Origin of the sequence: Pseudomonas sp. CCI4.2 (assembly GCF_034350045.1) — a bacterium.
Lineage (GTDB): Bacteria > Pseudomonadota > Gammaproteobacteria > Pseudomonadales > Pseudomonadaceae > Aquipseudomonas.
In genome coordinates this window covers 3,159,735-3,178,091 of record NZ_CP133781.1, presented here as the reverse complement: position 1 = coordinate 3,178,091, position 18,357 = coordinate 3,159,735, and the positions used below count along the sequence as shown (strand labels likewise).

Sequence of the window (18,357 nt, the reverse complement as noted above, 5' to 3'; positions counted from 1 at the left end):
CCCACTGTTTGTTCACCAGCAACAGCTATTCAACAGTGGCCGCCTGTTTGCCGCTGAAAAAAATTAGCCGACCTTGCTTGAAGGATTTTTCATGGACGTTTTCTGGTTCCTCCCCACTCACGGCGACGGCCATTACTTGGGCACCACTAAGGGCGCCCGCCCCGTCACCCTGAACTACCTGAAACAAGTGGCCCAGGCCGCAGACGACCTCGGTTATCACGGTGTGCTGATACCCACCGGCCGTTCGTGCGAAGACTCTTGGGTCATCGCCTCGGCCCTGGTCCCACTGACCGAACGCCTGCGTTTTCTCGTGGCGATTCGTCCGGGGATTATTTCGCCCACCGTGTCGGCCCGGATGGCCGCAACGCTGGATCGATTGTCCGGCGGCAGACTGCTGATCAACGTGGTCACCGGTGGCGATCCAGATGAAAATCGCGGCGACGGCAGCTTCTTGGATCACAGCGAACGCTACGAAGTCTCCGACGAGTTTCTACAGATTTGGCGCAGGGTCTTGCAAGGTGAATCCGTTGATTTCGAAGGCAAGCATTTGCGCGTGCAGAACGCCAAAGCGCTCTACCCGCCGATCCAAAAACCTTACCCGCCGTTGTATTTCGGCGGTTCGTCAGAAGCCGCCCACGCGTTAGCCGCAGATCAAGTGGACGTCTACCTGACGTGGGGCGAGCCACCGGCCGCCGTAGCGGAAAAGATCGCTGATGTTCGCAAACGAGCCGCACTCAAGGGCCGCACGGTGCGCTTCGGTATTCGGCTGCACGTGATCGTGCGTGAAACCAGCGAAGAGGCCTGGCAAGCTGCCGACACACTGATCGAACACATCAGCGATGAAACCATCGCATCGGCGCAAAAATCCTTCTCGCGCTTTGATTCCGAAGGCCAGCGGCGCATGGCAGCGTTGCACGATGGCCGTCGCGACAACCTGGAAATTGCGCCAAACCTGTGGGCCGGTGTTGGCCTGGTACGAGGCGGCGCAGGCACCGCGTTGGTGGGCAACCCGCAGGAAGTCGCGGCGCGAATCAAGGAATACGCGGACCTGGGCATCGAAAGCTTTATCTTCTCCGGTTATCCGCACCTGGAAGAAGCCTATCGCTTTGCCGAATTGGTGTTCCCGCTGCTGCCAGAACCCTACGCCAGCCTGGCGGGACGCGGCATCACCAACCTGACCGGGCCGTTCGGCGAAATGATCGCCAACGACGTACTGCCGACCCAGGCCAACGCCTAACCCCCCCTGTAGCCAACTGGCGAGGCGATGTATCTGGCGCACCGAATTAAGCGCTTTGCCAACCAGTTGGCTCATACAGAATTTGTGTTCGCAGCACGATTACAACCAGAAAGGGATGCTTATGCAGCTTCTGACCTTACCGCCATCGCCCGCACTGGCGACATCGATCCGGGCCACAGCTCAAGTGTTCGAAGACCCAAAATCACGTGCCCTGCTGGCGCATGTGCACCAGGTCGCGCCCAGTGATGCCAGCGTACTGATCATTGGCGAAACCGGCACCGGCAAAGAGCTGGTCGCACGGCATATCCATAACCTGAGCGGGCGTCGCCAGGGTCCGTTCGTAGCGGTCAACTGCGGCGCGTTTTCCGAATCGCTGGTTGAAGCCGAGTTGTTCGGTCACGAAAAGGGCGCGTTTACCGGGGCCTTGGGCGCCAAAGCCGGCTGGTTTGAGGAGGCCAATGGCGGCACGCTGTTTCTGGATGAGATCGGCGATCTGCCCATGTCAATTCAGGTGAAACTGCTGCGGGTGTTGCAGGAGCGGGAAGTCGTGCGCCTGGGCTCACGTAAAAGTACGCCCATCGACGTTCGGGTGCTCGCGGCGACCAACGTGCAGTTGGGAAAAGCCATCAACGCCGGGCACTTTCGCGAGGATTTGTATTACCGGCTGGACGTGGTCAGCCTGGAACTGAGTCCACTGCGTGTGCGGCCCGGCGATATCCTACCGCTGACTCGACACTTCATCGAGGTCTATAGCCGACGCTTGGGTTATGGCCAGATTACGCTGAGTCCGGAGGCCGAACACACACTCAAAACCTACGGCTGGCCGGGCAATATTCGCGAGCTGGAAAACGTAATCCACCACACCCTGCTCATTTGCCATGATGGCGTCATCCAGCGCGACGATTTACGCCTGTCGAATCTGCGCATCGAACGCCAGGAAGAAAATACGCCGGTAGACCCGTCCGCCAACGGGCTGCTAGCCAGGGCTTTTCAAGCGCTATTCGAAGAACACACCGGCGCCCTGCATGAAAAAGTCGAAGACAGCTTGCTGCGCGCGGCCTACCGATTTAGCCACTACAACCAAGTACACACCGCGAATTTGCTGGGTTTGAGTCGCAACATCATCCGCACCCGCCTGATCAAAATCGGCGAACTGGCGGTTAATAAACGCAGAAAGAATGACGACGCCGAGGAGGAGCGATTCCTGCAACTGTCGATCTAGCGCTTGGGCGTTGAGCAGCTTTTTTACCCTGCTCAGGAGGAAAAAAGACTGGCTGCCAAGCTCCTACGGAATTTACTTACAACAGGTGGTTAAGAAACCCTCAACCAAATAGGAAGCGCCTGACATCTTCTTGAAAGCACTCTGGTTAAGGTTGCGCCGGCTTAATTTGCCAAGCACTTACCCTCAGGAGTTCTCCCGAATGAAAAAATTATACCTCTCTGCCGCCGTTGCCACGTTGATCGCCACGACTAGCGGTTGCGTGAGCTATAACATGAGCCAGCCAACCGCTCCGATTTCAGGTTCGGTCACCGCTGACTTGAAAGCGAACGTAAAAGTCGGCGAAAAAATCACCGGCGAATCTTCCACCAACATCCTGTTTGGCTGGTTGAGCGTGGGTGGCGACACTCAGTTCGCCGATGGCGTTACCTACGGTGGCGCTGGCGCTGGCGGTTCCGCACTGAGCCTGCCTGATCCAATCTCCGCCGTGAAAGCAGCGGCTGCCTACAAAGCAGTGAAAAGCTCCGGTTCCGACCTGATCGTTGCGCCGCGTTATGAAGTGAATGTCGAAGACTATTTCATCTTCAAGAAGGTGAACGTCAAAGTTACCGGTAACAAAGGCAGCATCGACAGCATCCGCTAAGTGCTGACGTCCACGGACTGAGCCTCACCGTGGAAGAAACGCCGCTTGGACCTTAGGGTCGAGCGGCGTTTTTGATGACTCAGCGCAACCGGATCATTCACTAACGCAGTGAAGCCAATCGCTCAGCCAACGCTTTTGCCTGACTGGCAACGTCGGTGACCGCCGTACTTTCCCACCACATGCCGCGCAACGGCGGGCCCAGTGAGAACAGTCGCTTCGACACGATTCCCTGCGCATCGAGCAACGCACCGTTAGCCTTTGCAGCAATGCCCAGCGCCAAATGTCCCGGCTGGATCAGGCGCCTGGCCAACAGCTGACGGGGCAGCGGCCGGTCCACTCGACGCCAGTCGTATTCGATGCCCGTTGAATTGATCAGCGCATCCCCGATGATGTACGACGGTTCAGCGTCGCCTCGTCGACGGACGCGAATCTGCAACTGACCTGTGGATAACATTTCCAACCCCTGAAACGACGCGGCATGAATCGTTAAACGGCCCTCCTTGACCAGCTTTGCAAGCAACGCCGCGCCCATGGGTGGCGAGCGATGGTGGTGGCTCTCCCACCACGGCCGAACATGGCGAACGAACTGCCGGCGTTGCACATCACTGGCCTGACTCCACAATCGGCCGATGTGGGCGCGCACTGTATCCAACGGCGCTTGCCAATCGATCCCTGCTGCAATGGCTTGCTGGCATTGCTCGCGCACCTTGCGCAGTAACTGGCGTGTGCTGCGAATGCTGGGATCTGCGGCCAGAAAATCTACCCATACGGGCGGTTGTCGACGAACATGCGGCAACAAGCCATGACGGGAAAAAACTTCGATCGGTCCCCGATGCCCGGCCTGCTGCAAGGACACCAAGGCGTCGACCATGGTCAGCCCAGCACCGACAATCAAGACTTTGGCCTGCGGATCGAGTTGGCTCATGGTGCAGACATCCCACGGATCAACAGCTGCTGCATTGAGCCCACTGGACTCACGTTGCTGCGTGCGCGCGGCGGGGAACATTCCGGTGGCCAGAACGGCGAACTTGCCTTGCAACTGCTTACCGCTCTTAAGCGTTATGCGTACGCCAAAATCACTGCTTTGTAGATCGACTGCTTCGTCCCGCACATGCTCCAGCGTCGATCCATTGGTGGCGCCCAAAGCTTGGGCTTCGGCCAGTCGTTGCTGAACGTACAGGCCAAAAATCCCCCTGGGAGGGAAGAGTTCGGCCACCGGCACTCCTTGCTCGGCAGACTCAGGCCAACCGCCCCCCGCGATGTAATGGCCGAGCCAGCGGGTCAAGTCGTCAGGATCATCGGGCTCGACGCTCATTCGGGCAGCGTTACCGTTCAACGTGTGGCCCAACTCGGTGGCACTGTAAGCTTCTCCTCGCCCCAACTCACTGCGTGTCTCGACAATCAGAATGTGCCGCTTACCCGGCAGTCTCAGCAATTGCACGGCCAGCATGCTGCCACTTAAGCCTGCGCCGACAATCAGGATATCAGCGGTACGAACAGTACGATTGGCCTGTTCAAGTTGCGATGCGGGCATTTTTCCTGACGGCTTCATCTAATGCGGTTCCTTCGATTGAGAACTCATAACACGACGTTACGGACGAAACGCACCAGCACGTGGCCGTCATTGCGATAGGCATGGACTTGATGGCTGGCAAACATAAAGAACTCGCCGCTTTCAACGTAACGAATATCACCCCCCAGCCAAACCCCAAGGCACCCCTCAAATACGTACACTTGCTCGCTCCAACCCTCAGGATCGGCTTCGGAAGAATAGACTTCGCCGGGCTGCAGGCAAAATTCCCACAGTTCCACTTCACGTTTCGCCATTGCCTTGGCCAACAGCACGGCCTTGCTTCCGGGGATTAAGCCGGCCCAAGCCACTTCATTGATTCGGCTGGGATCACGCCCGTCAGGCGCCTGGATAAGGTCACTGAACGCCACCTCCAGCGCATCGGCCACCCGATCAAGGGTGGCCAGGCTAACGTTTTTCTCGCCCGCCTCGATGGCCACCAACATGCGCCGGCTGACCCCCGACTTTTCCGCCAAGGCGCTCTGGCTCAACGCTGCTGCGTTGCGCAGGCGTCGCACGTTCTGGCTGACGTGTTGCAGCACTGGCGCTCGATGGGAACTGTCTTTGTGCACGCTATTACTCGCTCCATTGGATCTACGCAGGATATTGCCCACTTTCGATGTAACGCGTCGTCTCATCTTGATGGTTGCTGAATGTATGGTCTCGCTTTTACAGCAATTCGGCATTTAACTCACAGGCGATCTCGGGCGCTCGGCCATCTGAGCCAACGTGTTGGCGAGGCGGTTTACCTGGCAGACCGCATCCGCGCGCTCGCCACCACAACATGGCTCTTATCAAACTACTTTTTAGTCTTTTGAAAACAATGGGTTGGCGCTGGGTTTGGCGTGTATATCTGGCCTTTGTGGTTGCTGAGCTTATAGTTTCGCTTTTACAGCGAGTCACCTTTTTCAACCGTCGGGACGCCGAACCGCAAAAAGGTAACCCAAAACGCTTGCCCCACCATGCAGGACCTCGCTTAGGCTCGGTCTTCCCTCACTCCGGCGTTGCTCCGGGGGTCGCCGTGAGCGGCCGTCCCTGGCCGCGCACGGCTTACTCGGCATCCTTGCCTCGTTACCCCCTGCGCAACGCCTGCGTTCGGCCGCATGGTTTCATGGGGCCTCTTTCCGTAATTCGATATTCAATTCACCGGCAATCTATAGGCGGGCGACTATTTGTAGAGCCAACTTGTTGGCGAGGGTCCTTCGGACCTGATCGCAGCCTTCGGCACCTCCTTCAGAAATCTGTACAGCCCCAAAATCTGTGGGACCGAATTTATTCGGGAAGGCTTGCGTCCTGACACGCTGCAATCTCGAAGCACACACAGTGCTTCCCAGTTTGCTGCGCGACAGCGCGGCGTCGAACTCCAGACTACCCTTGTAAAGCATGCTCTGTAGGATCTTGCCATAGGTTGGCGATTGGTGATCAGCAACCCGCCACGTATCATTCTTGCCTTTCCCCGCAGATTAGAAGCCTATGTCCCTGATAGTTCTGCTGCTTCTGCCCTTTATCGGCAGCTGCCTGGCGGCATTGCTGCCGCACAACGCGCGTAATGCCGAGTCGATTTTGGCAGGCGCACTGAGCCTGGCCGGGGCGATACAGGTCGCGTTGTGGTATCCGCAAATTGCCAACGGCGGCGTTATTCATCAGGAGTTCGTTTGGCTGCCCAGTCTGGGCCTGAACTTTTCGTTGCGAATGGACGGTTTCGCTTGGCTGTTTTCGATGCTGGTATTGGGCATTGGCGCGCTAGTGTCGCTCTATGCCCGCTACTACATGTCGCCAGACGACCCAGTGCCGCGCTTTTTCGCGTTTTTTCTCGCGTTCATGGGCGCGATGTTGGGTTTGGTCATTTCCGGCAACCTGATCCAGATCGTGTTTTTCTGGGAGCTGACCAGCCTCTTCTCTTTCTTGCTCATTGGTTATTGGCACCACCGCGCCGATGCGCGACGGGGTGCCTATATGGCATTGGTCGTAACCGGCGCCGGGGGGTTGGCGTTATTGGTGGGCGTCATGCTGCTCGGCCATGTGGTCGGCAGTTACGACCTGGATACAGTGCTCGCCGCTGGCGACCAGATCCGCGCCCACGCGCTGTACCCGGTACTCTTGCCATTGATCCTGATCGGCGCCTTGAGCAAAAGCGCGCAGTTTCCGTTCCACTTTTGGCTGCCCCACGCCATGGCCGCGCCGACGCCGGTGTCGGCTTATTTACATTCGGCGACGATGGTCAAGGCCGGGGTGTTTTTGCTGGCCAGGTTCTGGCCGGTGTTGTCGGGCACTGAACAATGGTTCTGGATCGTCAGCGGTGCCGGTGCCTGCACCCTGCTGCTGGGTGCGTACTCGGCGATTTTCCAGACCGACCTCAAAGGCTTGCTGGCGTATTCAACCATCAGCCATCTGGGGCTGATTACCTTGCTGCTCGGCTTGAACAGCCCATTAGCGGCGGTCGCGGCGGTGTTTCACATCCTCAATCACGCCACGTTCAAAGCGTCGCTCTTCATGGCCGCCGGGATCATCGACCACGAGAGCGGCACCCGTGATATTCGACGCCTCAGCGGCTTAATCAAACTAATGCCCTATACCGCCACATTGGCAATGGTTGCCAGTGCAGCCATGGCCGGCGTGCCGCTGCTCAACGGTTTTCTGTCCAAGGAAATGTTCTTCGCCGAGACCGTGTTCATCTCTTCCACCGCGTGGGTTGAGGTCGCCCTGCCTGTGGTGGCGACCATTGCCGGGGCGTTCAGCGTTGCCTATTCGTTACGCTTCACTGTGGATGTGTTTTTCGGTCCAAAGGCTACCGACCTGCCCCATACCCCTCACGAACCGCCACGCTGGATGCGTGTTCCTGTGGAACTGCTGGTGTTCGCTTGCCTGGTTGTCGGTATTTTCCCGGCGCAATCCGTGGGGCCTTTGCTGGCTGCGGCCGCCCAGCCGGTGGTTGGCGGCGCATTGCCAGCGTACAGCCTGGCAATTTGGCACGGCTGGAATGCGCCAATGATCATGAGTCTGGTGGCCATGGGCGGCGGCATCGTCCTGTTTTTGCTGTTGCGGACCTCGTTCAAACAGGAGCGCTTTACCGGCCCACCGCTGGTTTCCCGCTTGAACGGCAAACGTTTGTTCGAACGAGTCCTGGTGCTAAAAATGCGCTGGGCGCGACGTTTTGAGCGTTTGTTCAGTACCCGCCGCTTGCAGGCGCAGTTGTTTCTTTTGGTGTTAGTGGCACTGATCGCCGGCGCGATCCCGATGTTTCATAGCGGTTTGAGCTGGGGTGATCGACCAAAAATTCCCGGCTCCGGGGTGTTCGTGACTTTGTGGCTCATCGCAATCGCCTGTGCCATTGGCGCTGCATGGCAGGCTAAATATCACCGTCTGGCAGCACTCACCATGGTCAGCGTCTGCGGGTTGATGACCTGTATGACCTTTGTCTGGTTTTCGGCACCGGACCTGGCCCTGACCCAACTGGTCGTGGAAGTCGTCACAACAGTATTGATTCTGCTTGGGCTGCGTTGGCTGCCGAGGCGTAACGAAAATGTCGCGCCGTCGCCGGACAGCCTCAACCGTGCCCGCGCTCGACGGATTCGTGACTTGCTGTTAGCGGGGCTGGTCGGTGGCGGTATGGCGCTGCTCTCCTACGCCATGCTGACCCGGCCGACACCCAATACGATTTCGTCGTTCTACCTCCGTCACGCGTTGCCCCAGGGTGGCGGCAGCAACGTAGTGAACGTCATGCTGGTGGACTTTCGCGGCTTCGACACCCTGGGTGAAATCACCGTATTGGCGGCCGTGGCACTGACCATATTTGCCTTGCTCAGACGCTTCCGTCCTCCCAAGGAAAGCATTCCGTTACCGGCGCAACAGCGTCTGTTGGGCCGCGACGTGGTGACCGATCTGGTCAACCCGCGCAGCGCCAGCGACACCGCGCTGGGGTTCATGATGGTGCCCGCGGTATTGGTGCGTTTGCTCCTGCCCATTGCGTTCATCGTGTCGATGTACTTGTTCATGCGCGGGCACAATCAGCCCGGTGGCGGCTTTGTTGCCGGATTGGTGATGTCGGTGGCGTTCATCCTGCAGTACATGGTTGCAGGCACCCAGTGGGTCGAAGCGCAAATGAGCCTGCGGCCGTTGCGCTGGATGGGTACCGGCCTACTTTGCGCGACACTCACAGGCCTGGGAGCCATGACCTTGGGTTATCCATTCCTCACCACGCATACCGCACATCTGAACCTGCCGTTACTTGGGGACGTGCATATCGCCAGCGCGCTGTTTTTCGACATCGGCGTCTATGCCGTGGTGGTGGGTTCGACCTTGCTGATTCTCACGGCGTTGGGCCACCAATCGGTGCGTAGTCATCGTCCGACCTCGCTGCCCAAACCCATCACCACGCAAGGAGCTGCCTGATGGAAGAAGTCATCGCCATTGCCATCGGGGTATTGGCCGCTTCAGGGGTGTGGCTGATCCTGCGACCGCGAACGTTCCAGGTGGTCATGGGCCTGTGCCTGCTGTCATACGGGGTCAATTTGTTCATCTTCAGCATGGGCAGCCTGTTCATCGGCAAGGAGCCGATCATCAAGGACGGTGTGCCCCATGACTTGCTCAATTACACCGACCCATTGCCGCAAGCATTGGTGCTGACCGCGATTGTCATCAGCTTCGCCATGACCGCACTGTTTCTGGTGTTGCTGTTGGCATCACGGGGCCTGACCGGCACCGACCATGTGGATGGCCGGGAGCCGACACAATGACCGAACTGAATCCTGCGACGTTTATGAATCAGCTGATCGTCGTACCGATTCTGCTGCCGCTGTTGACCGCCGCCCTGATGTTAATGCTGAGTGAAAAGCGTCGGCCCCTAAAAGCCAAAATCAATCTGCTGTCCACCGTGGTTGGATTGGGTATTTCGATCTGCCTGCTGGCATGGGTCCAGCAGGAGGGCACCACGGGCTCCATCGGTGTCTACCTGCCCGGCAATTGGGAAGCACCGTTCGGCATCGTGTTGGTGGTGGACCATCTTTCTGCGCTGATGCTGGTGTTGACCGGAATCATTGGCGTCTGTGCCCTGCTCTTCGCATTGGCGCGCTGGGACCGGGCGGGCGCCAGTTTTCATGCGCTGTTTCAGATTCAGTTGATGGGCCTTTACGGGGCATTTTTGACCGCTGACCTGTTCAATCTGTTCGTGTTTTTCGAGGTGCTGTTGGCGGCATCGTACGGCTTGATGCTGCATGGCTCCGGCCGCGCCAGGGTCTCGGCGGGCTTGCATTACATCACCATCAACTTGGTGGCGTCGTCGCTGTTCCTGATCGGGGCGGCGATGATCTATGGCGTCACCGGCACCTTGAACATGGCCGATCTGGCGATGAAAATCCCATTGATTCCCGAAGCGGATCGCGGCCTATTGCACGCCGGCGCGGCCATTCTGGCCACCGCGTTCCTGGCCAAAGCCGGGATGTGGCCGCTGAATTTCTGGCTGGTGCCGGCGTATTCCGCCGTCAGCGCACCGGTTGCGGCGATGTTCGCGATCATGACCAAAGTCGGCGTCTACACCGTATTGCGGCTGTGGACGCTACTGTTTTCCGGGCAGGCAGGCGCCTCGGCGTTTTTTGGTGGGGACTGGCTGATCTACGGCGGCATGGCGACGGTAGTGACCTCAGCCGTGGCCATTCTTGCGGCCCAACGTCTTGAGCGAATGGCCAGTCTGAGCATCCTCGTGTCGGCGGGCATCCTGTTGTCAGCCATCGGTTTTGCACAGCCGAGCTTGACGTCGGGCGCGCTGTTTTACCTGGTCAGTTCGACCCTGACCCTCAGCGCTTTGTTCCTACTAGCAGAACTGATTGAACGCTCGCGCTCGGCTAACGAAATACCGCTGGAGGAGGACCCCGACCAACTGCCCAAAACCGTGGAGTCGCTGCATCCGCCCCCGGGTACCAATCTTGATGACGAACAGAAAGCAGTGGTGGGTCAGGTAATCCCCATGACCAAAGCCTTCCTCGGCCTGAGCTTCATCGCCTGCGCCTTGTTGATCATCGGTATGCCCCCACTGTCGGGTTTCATCGGCAAACTGACCCTGCTCAGTGCGCTGCTCAATCCGCTGGGGCTGGATGTGGCAAAGGAAGAAGCGATTTCCAGTGTCAGTTGGACGTTGATCGGCTTGCTGATTTTTTCCGGATTCACGTCGCTGGTGGCTTTCTCCAGAGTCGGCATTCAGCGTTTCTGGACACCTGCGAACCGGCCTTCCCCGCTGCTGCGTCGCTACGAATGCCTGCCCATCGTGATTCTGCTGGGGTTATGCATCGCGCTGACGTTCAAAGCCGAACCCTTGCTGCGCTACACACAAGACACGGCTGCTGCGTTACATGATCCACAGCACTATGTGTTGTCGGTGATGGCCGCACGGCCACTGCTCGGACCCACTTCGGCTGGAGAGACACAACCATGAAGCGGTTCTTTCCTGCCCCATGGCTGTCATTGGCACTTTGGGTGCTGTGGCTGCTGCTGAACGGGTCACTCAGCCTTGGCAACCTGCTGCTGGGCGCGCTATTGGGGTTTATCGCACCGGTGCTCACGGCGCCGTTGCGTCCGCTGCCGGTACGCATCGGCAAACCGAACGTCCTGTTTAAACTGGTCTTGCAAGTGGGGTGCGATGTCATCTCGTCTAACTTGGCCGTGGGCTGGCGCGTATGGAATGCCAAGCGGCGCCCGCCTCGCCCGGCATTCGTCAAAGTCCCGTTGGACTTACGCGACGCCAATGGCTTGGCGGCCCTGTCGATGATTACCACAGTGGTGCCGGGTACTGTGTGGTCAGAGCTAGCGCTGGACCGCAGCGTGCTATTGATGCACGTGTTTGATCTGGACGATGAGGCTCAATTCATTGCCCATTTCAAACACCGTTATGAGCGCCCGCTGATGGAGATTTTCCAATGAGTGACCTGCTGTCCAACGCAATCCTGCTGACCCTGTGCATTTTTGCCTTGGCGATGGTATTGACGTTAATTCGTTTATTCATTGGCCCGTCCGCGCAGGACCGGGTATTGGCGCTGGATTATCTCTACGTGCTCGCCATGTTGATAATGCTGGTGCTGGGCATTCGCTACGCCAGCGACACCTATTTCGAGGCCGCGCTACTGATCGCTTTATTTGGTTTCGTCGGGTCATTTGCGCTGGCAAAATTTCTATTGCGTGGTGAGGTGATCGAATGAGTTCGCTCAGCGTGTTGCCGTATTGGGTCGAAGTCGTTACCGCACTCTTATTGCTATCCAGCAGCCTATTGGCCCTGACCGGGGCCTTGGGCTTGCTGCGAATGCAGGACTTCTTTCAACGCATGCACCCACCAGCGCTGGCTTCTACGCTGGGTGCGTGGCTAGTGGCCTTGGCTTCTATCGTTTATTTCTCGGCCCTGAACTCCGGGCCGGTGCTGCACGCCTGGTTAATCCCGATACTGCTGGCGATCACTGTACCGGTCACCACATTGTTGTTGGCACGTACCGGGTTGTTCCGCAAACGCGTGGCCGGCGATGACGTGCCACCGGAGGTCAGCGGCGAACGGGATGCCGGTGGACACTGAGGGGATTATTCACTGGCCTTGAAGGTCAGCTCACCCTTGCGCCATTTGGCAGCTTTGCCGGTCACCGCTTTTAATGTCTTGCTGAGTGTGCCTTGCAACTGCTCGTGAGCCGCGAACACTGTGACAACAGTCTGACCTTCCTTGAACACTATCCCGTGCCCCTCAGCGGTATCGACATAGGCATATTCGCCTAGCCCGTAGACCGTCAATTTGATATCGCGGAATTTCAATTCGAACTTCCCACCTTCACGGCTGGGCAATACCGCCGCGCGAAAATGATCGCCTACTTTGAGTTCGAGTCGGGGTTTATCGTCCACCACCAACGCGGTTTCAGTGTCGATTTCGGCAATGTAAATGCCTTCGGCATTCTGCTCAGTGACATAAACGAAACGGGATTGAAATTGCTTGACCAGCTTGGCGCGAAGATCGCCAAGTACGAACAATGCGTGCATGTCCAGATTACTGACTGCCAATGAAGAATCCTCAAACTTGAAAATGAGCGTACCCAACTGTGTCGGGCGCCGCAGAAAACGGGTCTTGGTCCATGGGGTTCGGCGCCTAGCAATATCGCTCGAGCCTTTCAGGACGCTACCCCCAGTGACCGGGGAATATCGAATGGTAAATCCGAGGGGGGGGAAAAAAGCAATTCTACCGGCTAGCGGCGCCTTACGGATATATACCTTTCGTCCGCTATCAAGCAATAGTTCGGTTTAACCCCAATACCCCAAGCTTGCCCCTGCCGATCAGCCCTCGATCCGACAACCTGTCATTCGTCATCGTTAGTGCTAAACACCGCCTGAGCACGTCAACAACTGCCATACTCGCGCACCTCAAGACTACCGGCGAAGCACAAGCACGCCATAGAGTAGCAACTCGTCATCCATGGGAAGGTAATAGTGACTGAATTTGATATCGGCGAATTCTTCATCTGGGGTGAGTCCAGAGAAGTCGAAGGCGAGTACCAAGCTGTAATTGTAATGCGTGCCAAGGAAGGGAAAAACGCTATCAGCTACCACCAGGTCGAAAAAGACCGTTGGTTCAAAACCGCCGACGTCGCTGCGGCGGCAGCAAAGGAATCGGCCAAGGCGTTAAAAGTGGCTGTAGACGCCGGCGCATTGAGCGCTTAGTTCGCCGTCGTCCAGAATTTTCGTCTTCGGGCATTTCCATCCGAACTCTTGCCGAGCCAAAGCCTCAGATACTGTGCCACGGTTAAAGTGTGGCGTTGCCATCCAACAAGTTACTTGCCCGCGACGGAGATGACATGGACTTGACGACACCCACCCTACAGACCTTATTCGATCAACTGGGCCTTGATTCCGATCAGGCCAGCATTGACGCATTCGTCGACAGCCATGGCCCGCTGCCCGAAGACGTCAAACTGATCGACGCTGAGTTCTGGACACCGCAACAGGCGAAATTTCTTAAAGAAGAATTACGCGTAGACGCCGATTGGGCGCCGGTTGTGGATGAACTCAATGCGCTGTTGCACGAAGCCAACAAATAGGCTGCCGGCAACCGTAGTGACGTCAGGCCGTCATGGACAACTGGGCGGCCCAGGCTGATCGGCACTCTTCGGCATCATGGCGGCTGGCAAAGGCAGTGCCTCGTCGCTCACCGTTAAGCAAAACCACCCAGCACATCTGCTGGCCCAACGCGCGCATTGACGGTGGAACGCCGCTTCCGATCATGACGGCGACATCGAGTTTGCTATGCATGAGCGTACTCCCGAGATTTCATTAGCAAGGTAACGATGTCGCTATCTTAGGGGTTAGACGCCTGGGGAAAAAGCTATCCCTTGCATAGCTTCGTTACATAACCGGTAACAAACCATCCCATGGTCTAGCGAAAAAGGTCATTCGGGGTAACCGGGCTTGCCAACATTGGGGTGGCAAATTCGTCCCCCAGGCTCCGGCGCGTGCACGAAAATCGCGTGGCTTCGGCTGGCACCGCTGCCGACCAGCGCACTCCAATGCGCGGACCGATGGATGAAACGTCGACGCAGTAAACGCTGCTCGCCCTCATCCAGCGTGTACGGACCACCTTTGGCGTACGCAATCAGCTTTTGAGCGATGACCTGTAATTCCGGCACCAGGCTCAGCGCCGGGCTGTCTGGCACTGGTTCCAACGGCACGCCCTCGGCGCTTGCCAATTCATGCATCACGCGCAAATAAACCCGAGAGAGATGTCCATAAACCCGGCGATTCATACTCACCGCTGCCACAACCGCTTTTACCCCAACCGTGTTGCTGCCCGCATTGGGGAGACGTTCATCGTTCTCGATCGACAGCGAAGCCTCCGCGTCCAGCGGGTCTAGCCACTCCCTGGCGTCTATGGTCTGAAGATCAGCCTGGCTTTCGCGCCAGGCAACCGTTTCATGAAACGCCGTATTCAGATTGACAACACTGCGCCGAGGACGGGAGAGCAGCACTTTTTCGCGAACATTCAGGTGGTAGCCGCCGCCGATATCAGAGTGGGCCCCTGGCAACACGATCTCCTTGGGCCAACCCGGCGTCACGCTGTTCAAGGCAAAATTACGCCGCTGCTCATCACCTGCAACCAAGTGCAGCACCTGTTGAGCGCTGCCTGGAGGTAGGTAAAGATTGACCCGGCGATTGCAGTTATCCCTCGTATTTCCGAAGTCTGAAAAACCACCGATCGCGGCCACCGTGTCGAATAACCCGATCACCTTCAGCCTGACGCTGCCTGAACCCCACGCGAAGTCGGACCCCCACGCAATACTTTGCAGCTTGAGCAAGGGGCCAAGTGCCCCCTTCTCTTGTTTCAACACTTCGTTGGCAAAATGCCGAGCCGCCGCAGCGCCTCGGCTGAATCCAAACAGGTCCAGTTCCAACCCCTCGACCGTGCAGCCGCAATTATTCGTCTGAAAAGTCTCGAGCACCGTTCGGAGCTTTTTCACCCCCTCAGAGACCTTGGCCAGAACCCCCGTGTTACCGCGCCCTAGCACTTGGCCCGCCCACACAGAGTCGTGCTTGCCAGATGTGGTGCCAGCGCCGCTGACGTAAATGGGCACAGACACACTTAACCCCTGCGGTGTCTCATGCGCCTTGGGCCGCAATACATACAATTCATACAGCCGGGCAATGTTCGTAATGTCGCTAGCATAACTGCTAGCGGCGTTCGCATGACGTCCAGCGCAAGCGCCGGTATGAGCGTTGTTGTTCATTACCGCTTGAGCACGGCAATCCGCCGCGATTTGGCTGTTTATTCGGTTATTGCCTGTTCCATCGAAGAATAAGCCGATGCGCACCGTAACACCGCGCGTTTGAACGTGAAGGTCAGGGCAGCGCCCGTCACACACTGTTTTAAAAATAGAAACCATAATGTTCAATGCCTGTGGAATGCAGCTGAAAGTCAGACTGCTTAAATCAAAAAGTGACTGTTGATTTAAACCAGCTTGCTCAGCCGCGAACCGACGTCAAGGTCATCACGATATTTCAGAACAGTCCCACAAACGTTAAGGACTTTTGAGGGGCTTACAACTTAAACGCCCTGCAAAACGGCCTAAATGAAGGACGAACTTACGCTTTCGAAAGCAGTAGTCGTTATCAGTATTCGGTGACTCACCGCGGTTAGATTTCAGACGATTCCCACAAGTAAATGCCGGGAATCGCTGATTTCGCAGGAAACTTCTTAGCCACGCGTAGACGGTGGCAGACCCTCGGGTTTGTAGCCCAGACGCAGTCCACCCCAATGACGACCTTGAACCATGATCGGTACCGAGAGGTCGTGCATCAGTTCACCGGTGTCACGGGTGTAGGTTTGCAGCAACACGGGCTGCTGATGGCTGCCGCAACGGATGCCCGTGCGGTCATCGAACTTGCGCTTGGTTCGGTTATGCACGGTGTCGAGTCGGGGATCGCCGGTCAGCGGCTGACAGAACGCAGTATTGTGCGTCGGCACGTAACCTTGAGGTGTGCAGGCGATGGCGAACACCAAGCCCTCATGGCGCGGCAGCAACGATTCTTGAATCGATGGCAGCACCTGGTCGGTATACCGGTCAAAACGTGTCTGAAACTTGGGCGGAGAGGTTTTAGGTATCAGTTGGTAACTGCGATCAAACAAGTCTTCCAGGCTGACACGACGTTGCCCGATGTCCGCTTCAAATTGAGTCGAGATTTGATGCGCCCCTTCAAGGGCCAGATCGTAAATTCGCTGATGGTAATCATCCAAGCCAACTTGGGCCAGCCGCTCACTGATGGTTTCCGCCTGCCCCTCCATTTGCACCGCAGCCTTCGCCAGTTGCTTGGTTTGTTCGTCGCTGATCGCCAAATCGCCGCGCATTTGCTCAACGGCGGTAAACAGGCTGCTCAATTGTTGCTGATTGGTTTGCGCGCCTGCGGCGATTTCGCTGACTTGCGCTTCAACCCCGGCGGCTAACCCCGCGATGTTTTCCAAGTGCTGACCGGTTCGCTCAACCTGTTCGACGCCGGTGTCCAGGTCGCTGGATAACTGCCGGATCTGCTCGACCACTTGCCCCGTAAGCTGCTGAATATCGGTCACCATTTGCCCGACTTCCTCGGTGGCGCTGGCGGTGCGCCCCGCCAAACCGCGTACTTCATCGGCAACTACGGCAAAGCCTCGCCCGTGCTCACCGGCGCGGGCGGCTTCAATGGCGGCGTTGAGCGCCAACAAATTGGTCTGACTGGCAATTGACTGGATGACCAGGGTGACACGCTGAATGTCTGAGCTGCGTTGGTTCAAGGCCTCGATCAGCTCGCGACTGCTGACCGCGCGCTTGCTCAACTGGTGCATCCGAATGATGGACTCAGCCAATACGCTACGCCCGGCGTCACTGCTGACGCGGGCCTCGCTGGCGGCGCTGAGTGCCTGTTGGCTCAGAAGAGAGGTCACCTGTTCGGTTGCGATCATCACGTCGGCGCTGCTGACGATTTGCTCGGCTGCGTCGAGCTGCGACTGGACCTTGCTTGCCAACTGGCCCACAGAAAATGCCACGCTGGCGGCGGACAGTGCGTTGTGACTGGTGGCGTACGACAAATCGCGAGTCAATTTTTCGATACCTTCGCCGCTGCTCGGTGCGAGGGCTGAAATCGTCGGTGCGGCAAACAGGCGAGGCAACCAGATGACCACCAGCACCAATGGTAGACAGGCGTAGACCGACACGCTGAGAAAGGCCATTGCCATCAGCAATAGACACAGCAAAATGCTTTGTATCAATGGGGTCAGCCAGCGGGTGCGGCTAAGAGGACGTTGCGGTTCTACAGCCAATGCGTTGGAGGCCTGCGCCTGCGACGCCAGCGATCCCATGAGAGGTCCAACTCCAGCCATGTTCGTCACCCATCTGCATTTTTGGTTGTTATGCCTGCATTAAACGCCAGACATTGGCCATTAGCTATGGGTCGTTAGTTGTACGTTGGCGCGAGCGCGCAGCGTGATAAATATTCTGCGCGTGAAGCAAATAACGAGGGGGGAAATACCGGGGCAATTGAATGCCCCCGTAAAGCAACCCGTGGCCTGATCAGGCCTGACGCTGGTGCTTGTCGATTTGCTCGTGACGCTCTTGAGCTTCGATGCAGTACTTGGTGGTCGGGCTGATCAGCAAGCGTTTAAGGCCAATGGCCTCGCCGCTGTCGTCGCACCAGCCAAAGCTGTCATCGGAAATGCGCGAAAGCGCCATTTCCAGTTGTGGAAGCATGCGCTGGTCACGATCAATGATGTTGACCAGCCAGTGACGTTCCTCTTCGACCGAAGCCGCATCGGCAGGGTCAGCGGGCGTGTCCAGGCTTTCGATAGCGATACGGCTTTGATCGATACGCTCATGGATCTCGACTTTCATGGATTGCAGCAGCGCAACGAAGAAGGCGTGCTGCTCGGAATTCATGTAGTCATCGGCTGGCATCGCCAGCAACTTGTCCTTTGTCATTGATTTCTCTATAAAAAATACGTGCATTAGGGCGAATTAGGGAGCGACTCAGCGTTGCCGAAAAAGCGCCACAGTCTCCAAGCGCCACCTGGCACTCAATTTACGAGGGGCGGCAGTCTAAGGCCGTGGTAGGGACACAGCAACATAATTGAAGCAGTTTTGCGCAACAAGTCACTCAAGCCGGTCACCCAGCGGCTTGAGTGACCACTGATCGGACAATGACTTGCGCATCAG

Annotated in this window: 18 protein-coding genes; 11 read left to right on the top strand and 7 right to left on the bottom strand. The window is 57.4% G+C overall.

Features of this window, described 5'->3' with window-relative positions; translation table 11 throughout:
• Positions 1–91: 91 nt before the first annotated feature.
• The 3 genes from ssuD to RHM65_RS14375 all read left to right on the top strand — a co-directional run bounded on the left by ssuD (position 92) and on the right by RHM65_RS14375 (position 3,099).
• Positions 92–1,237 (top strand): FMNH2-dependent alkanesulfonate monooxygenase, encoded by a 1,146-nt coding sequence (gene ssuD, locus RHM65_RS14385; protein ID WP_322165302.1) that lies wholly within the window; start codon positions 92–94, stop codon positions 1,235–1,237.
• 121 nt (positions 1,238–1,358) lie between these two features.
• Positions 1,359–2,459, top strand: coding sequence for a sigma-54 dependent transcriptional regulator (locus RHM65_RS14380; RefSeq protein ID WP_322183688.1), 1,101 nt, complete (start codon positions 1,359–1,361; stop codon positions 2,457–2,459).
• A 199-nt stretch (positions 2,460–2,658) separates the two neighbouring features.
• Positions 2,659–3,099 carry a hypothetical protein gene (locus tag RHM65_RS14375; RefSeq protein WP_322165304.1) on the top strand — a complete coding sequence of 147 codons (441 nt, stop codon included), beginning with the start codon at positions 2,659–2,661 and terminating at the stop codon, positions 3,097–3,099.
• A 100-nt stretch (positions 3,100–3,199) separates the two neighbouring features.
• Here RHM65_RS14375 and RHM65_RS14370 read toward each other — a convergent pair whose 3' ends face one another.
• Positions 3,200–4,633: an FAD/NAD(P)-binding protein gene (locus RHM65_RS14370; protein WP_322171034.1), complete on the bottom strand. Its 1,434-nt coding sequence runs from the start codon at positions 4,631–4,633 to the stop codon at positions 3,200–3,202.
• Between the two features lie 44 nt (positions 4,634–4,677).
• Positions 4,678–5,241, bottom strand: coding sequence for a helix-turn-helix domain-containing protein (locus RHM65_RS14365; RefSeq protein WP_322165305.1), 564 nt, complete (start codon positions 5,239–5,241; stop codon positions 4,678–4,680).
• A gap of 901 nt (positions 5,242–6,142) precedes the next feature.
• On the opposite strand from RHM65_RS14365, the gene RHM65_RS14360 reads away from it, so the two are divergent.
• Genes RHM65_RS14360 through RHM65_RS14335 form a run of 6 tightly spaced genes read left to right on the top strand, consistent with a single transcriptional unit; the run spans position 6,143 to position 12,221 of the window.
• Positions 6,143–9,061: a monovalent cation/H+ antiporter subunit A gene (locus RHM65_RS14360; RefSeq protein WP_322165306.1), complete on the top strand. Its 2,919-nt coding sequence runs from the start codon at positions 6,143–6,145 to the stop codon at positions 9,059–9,061.
• Complete coding sequence (locus RHM65_RS14355) at positions 9,061–9,405, top strand: Na+/H+ antiporter subunit C (protein ID WP_322165307.1); 345 nt, start codon at positions 9,061–9,063, stop codon at positions 9,403–9,405. Before RHM65_RS14360 ends, RHM65_RS14355 begins: the two co-directional genes overlap by 1 nt.
• The gene (locus RHM65_RS14350) at positions 9,402–11,096 is read left to right on the top strand and encodes a monovalent cation/H+ antiporter subunit D (RefSeq protein WP_322183686.1); all 1,695 of its coding nucleotides are present in this window, start codon (positions 9,402–9,404) and stop codon (positions 11,094–11,096) included. Before RHM65_RS14355 ends, RHM65_RS14350 begins: the two co-directional genes overlap by 4 nt.
• A complete protein-coding gene (locus RHM65_RS14345; protein ID WP_322165309.1) occupies positions 11,093–11,581 on the top strand; it encodes a Na+/H+ antiporter subunit E in 489 nt (162 codons plus the stop codon). The genes RHM65_RS14350 and RHM65_RS14345 overlap by 4 nt, the downstream gene beginning before the upstream one ends.
• A complete protein-coding gene (locus tag RHM65_RS14340; protein ID WP_322165310.1) occupies positions 11,578–11,856 on the top strand; it encodes a K+/H+ antiporter subunit F in 279 nt (92 codons plus the stop codon). Before RHM65_RS14345 ends, RHM65_RS14340 begins: the two co-directional genes overlap by 4 nt.
• Positions 11,853–12,221: a Na+/H+ antiporter subunit G gene (locus tag RHM65_RS14335; protein ID WP_322165311.1), complete on the top strand. Its 369-nt coding sequence runs from the start codon at positions 11,853–11,855 to the stop codon at positions 12,219–12,221. Before RHM65_RS14340 ends, RHM65_RS14335 begins: the two co-directional genes overlap by 4 nt.
• 5 nt (positions 12,222–12,226) lie before the next feature.
• Here the strand turns inward: RHM65_RS14335 and RHM65_RS14330 are convergent, their stop codons facing one another.
• On the bottom strand, positions 12,227–12,694 hold the full coding sequence (locus RHM65_RS14330; protein WP_322165312.1) for a hypothetical protein: 468 nt from the start codon (positions 12,692–12,694) through the stop codon (positions 12,227–12,229).
• A 423-nt stretch (positions 12,695–13,117) separates the two neighbouring features.
• Between RHM65_RS14330 and RHM65_RS14325 the strand changes: the two genes are divergently transcribed.
• Together RHM65_RS14325 and RHM65_RS14320 are read left to right on the top strand one after the other, a co-directional pair.
• Entirely contained in the window at positions 13,118–13,348 is a 231-nt protein-coding gene (locus RHM65_RS14325; RefSeq protein ID WP_322165313.1) for a hypothetical protein, read from the top strand.
• Between the two features lie 134 nt (positions 13,349–13,482).
• Positions 13,483–13,725 (top strand): DUF2789 domain-containing protein, encoded by a 243-nt coding sequence (locus tag RHM65_RS14320; RefSeq protein ID WP_322165314.1) that lies wholly within the window; start codon positions 13,483–13,485, stop codon positions 13,723–13,725.
• A gap of 22 nt (positions 13,726–13,747) precedes the next feature.
• Here the strand turns inward: RHM65_RS14320 and RHM65_RS14315 are convergent, their stop codons facing one another.
• The 4 genes from RHM65_RS14315 to RHM65_RS14300 all read right to left on the bottom strand — a co-directional run bounded on the left by RHM65_RS14315 (position 13,748) and on the right by RHM65_RS14300 (position 18,123).
• On the bottom strand, positions 13,748–13,936 hold the full coding sequence (locus RHM65_RS14315) for a hypothetical protein (RefSeq protein WP_322165315.1): 189 nt from the start codon (positions 13,934–13,936) through the stop codon (positions 13,748–13,750).
• A gap of 137 nt (positions 13,937–14,073) precedes the next feature.
• The gene (locus RHM65_RS14310) at positions 14,074–15,561 is read right to left on the bottom strand and encodes a DUF2235 domain-containing protein (RefSeq protein ID WP_322183684.1); all 1,488 of its coding nucleotides are present in this window, start codon (positions 15,559–15,561) and stop codon (positions 14,074–14,076) included.
• Between the two features lie 311 nt (positions 15,562–15,872).
• Entirely contained in the window at positions 15,873–17,111 is a 1,239-nt protein-coding gene (locus RHM65_RS14305; RefSeq protein WP_416195141.1) for a methyl-accepting chemotaxis protein, read from the bottom strand.
• A gap of 607 nt (positions 17,112–17,718) precedes the next feature.
• Positions 17,719–18,123, bottom strand: a complete 405-nt coding sequence (locus RHM65_RS14300) for a TraR/DksA family transcriptional regulator (protein WP_322165318.1) — start codon at positions 18,121–18,123, stop codon at positions 17,719–17,721.
• Positions 18,124–18,357 lie beyond the last annotated feature (234 nt).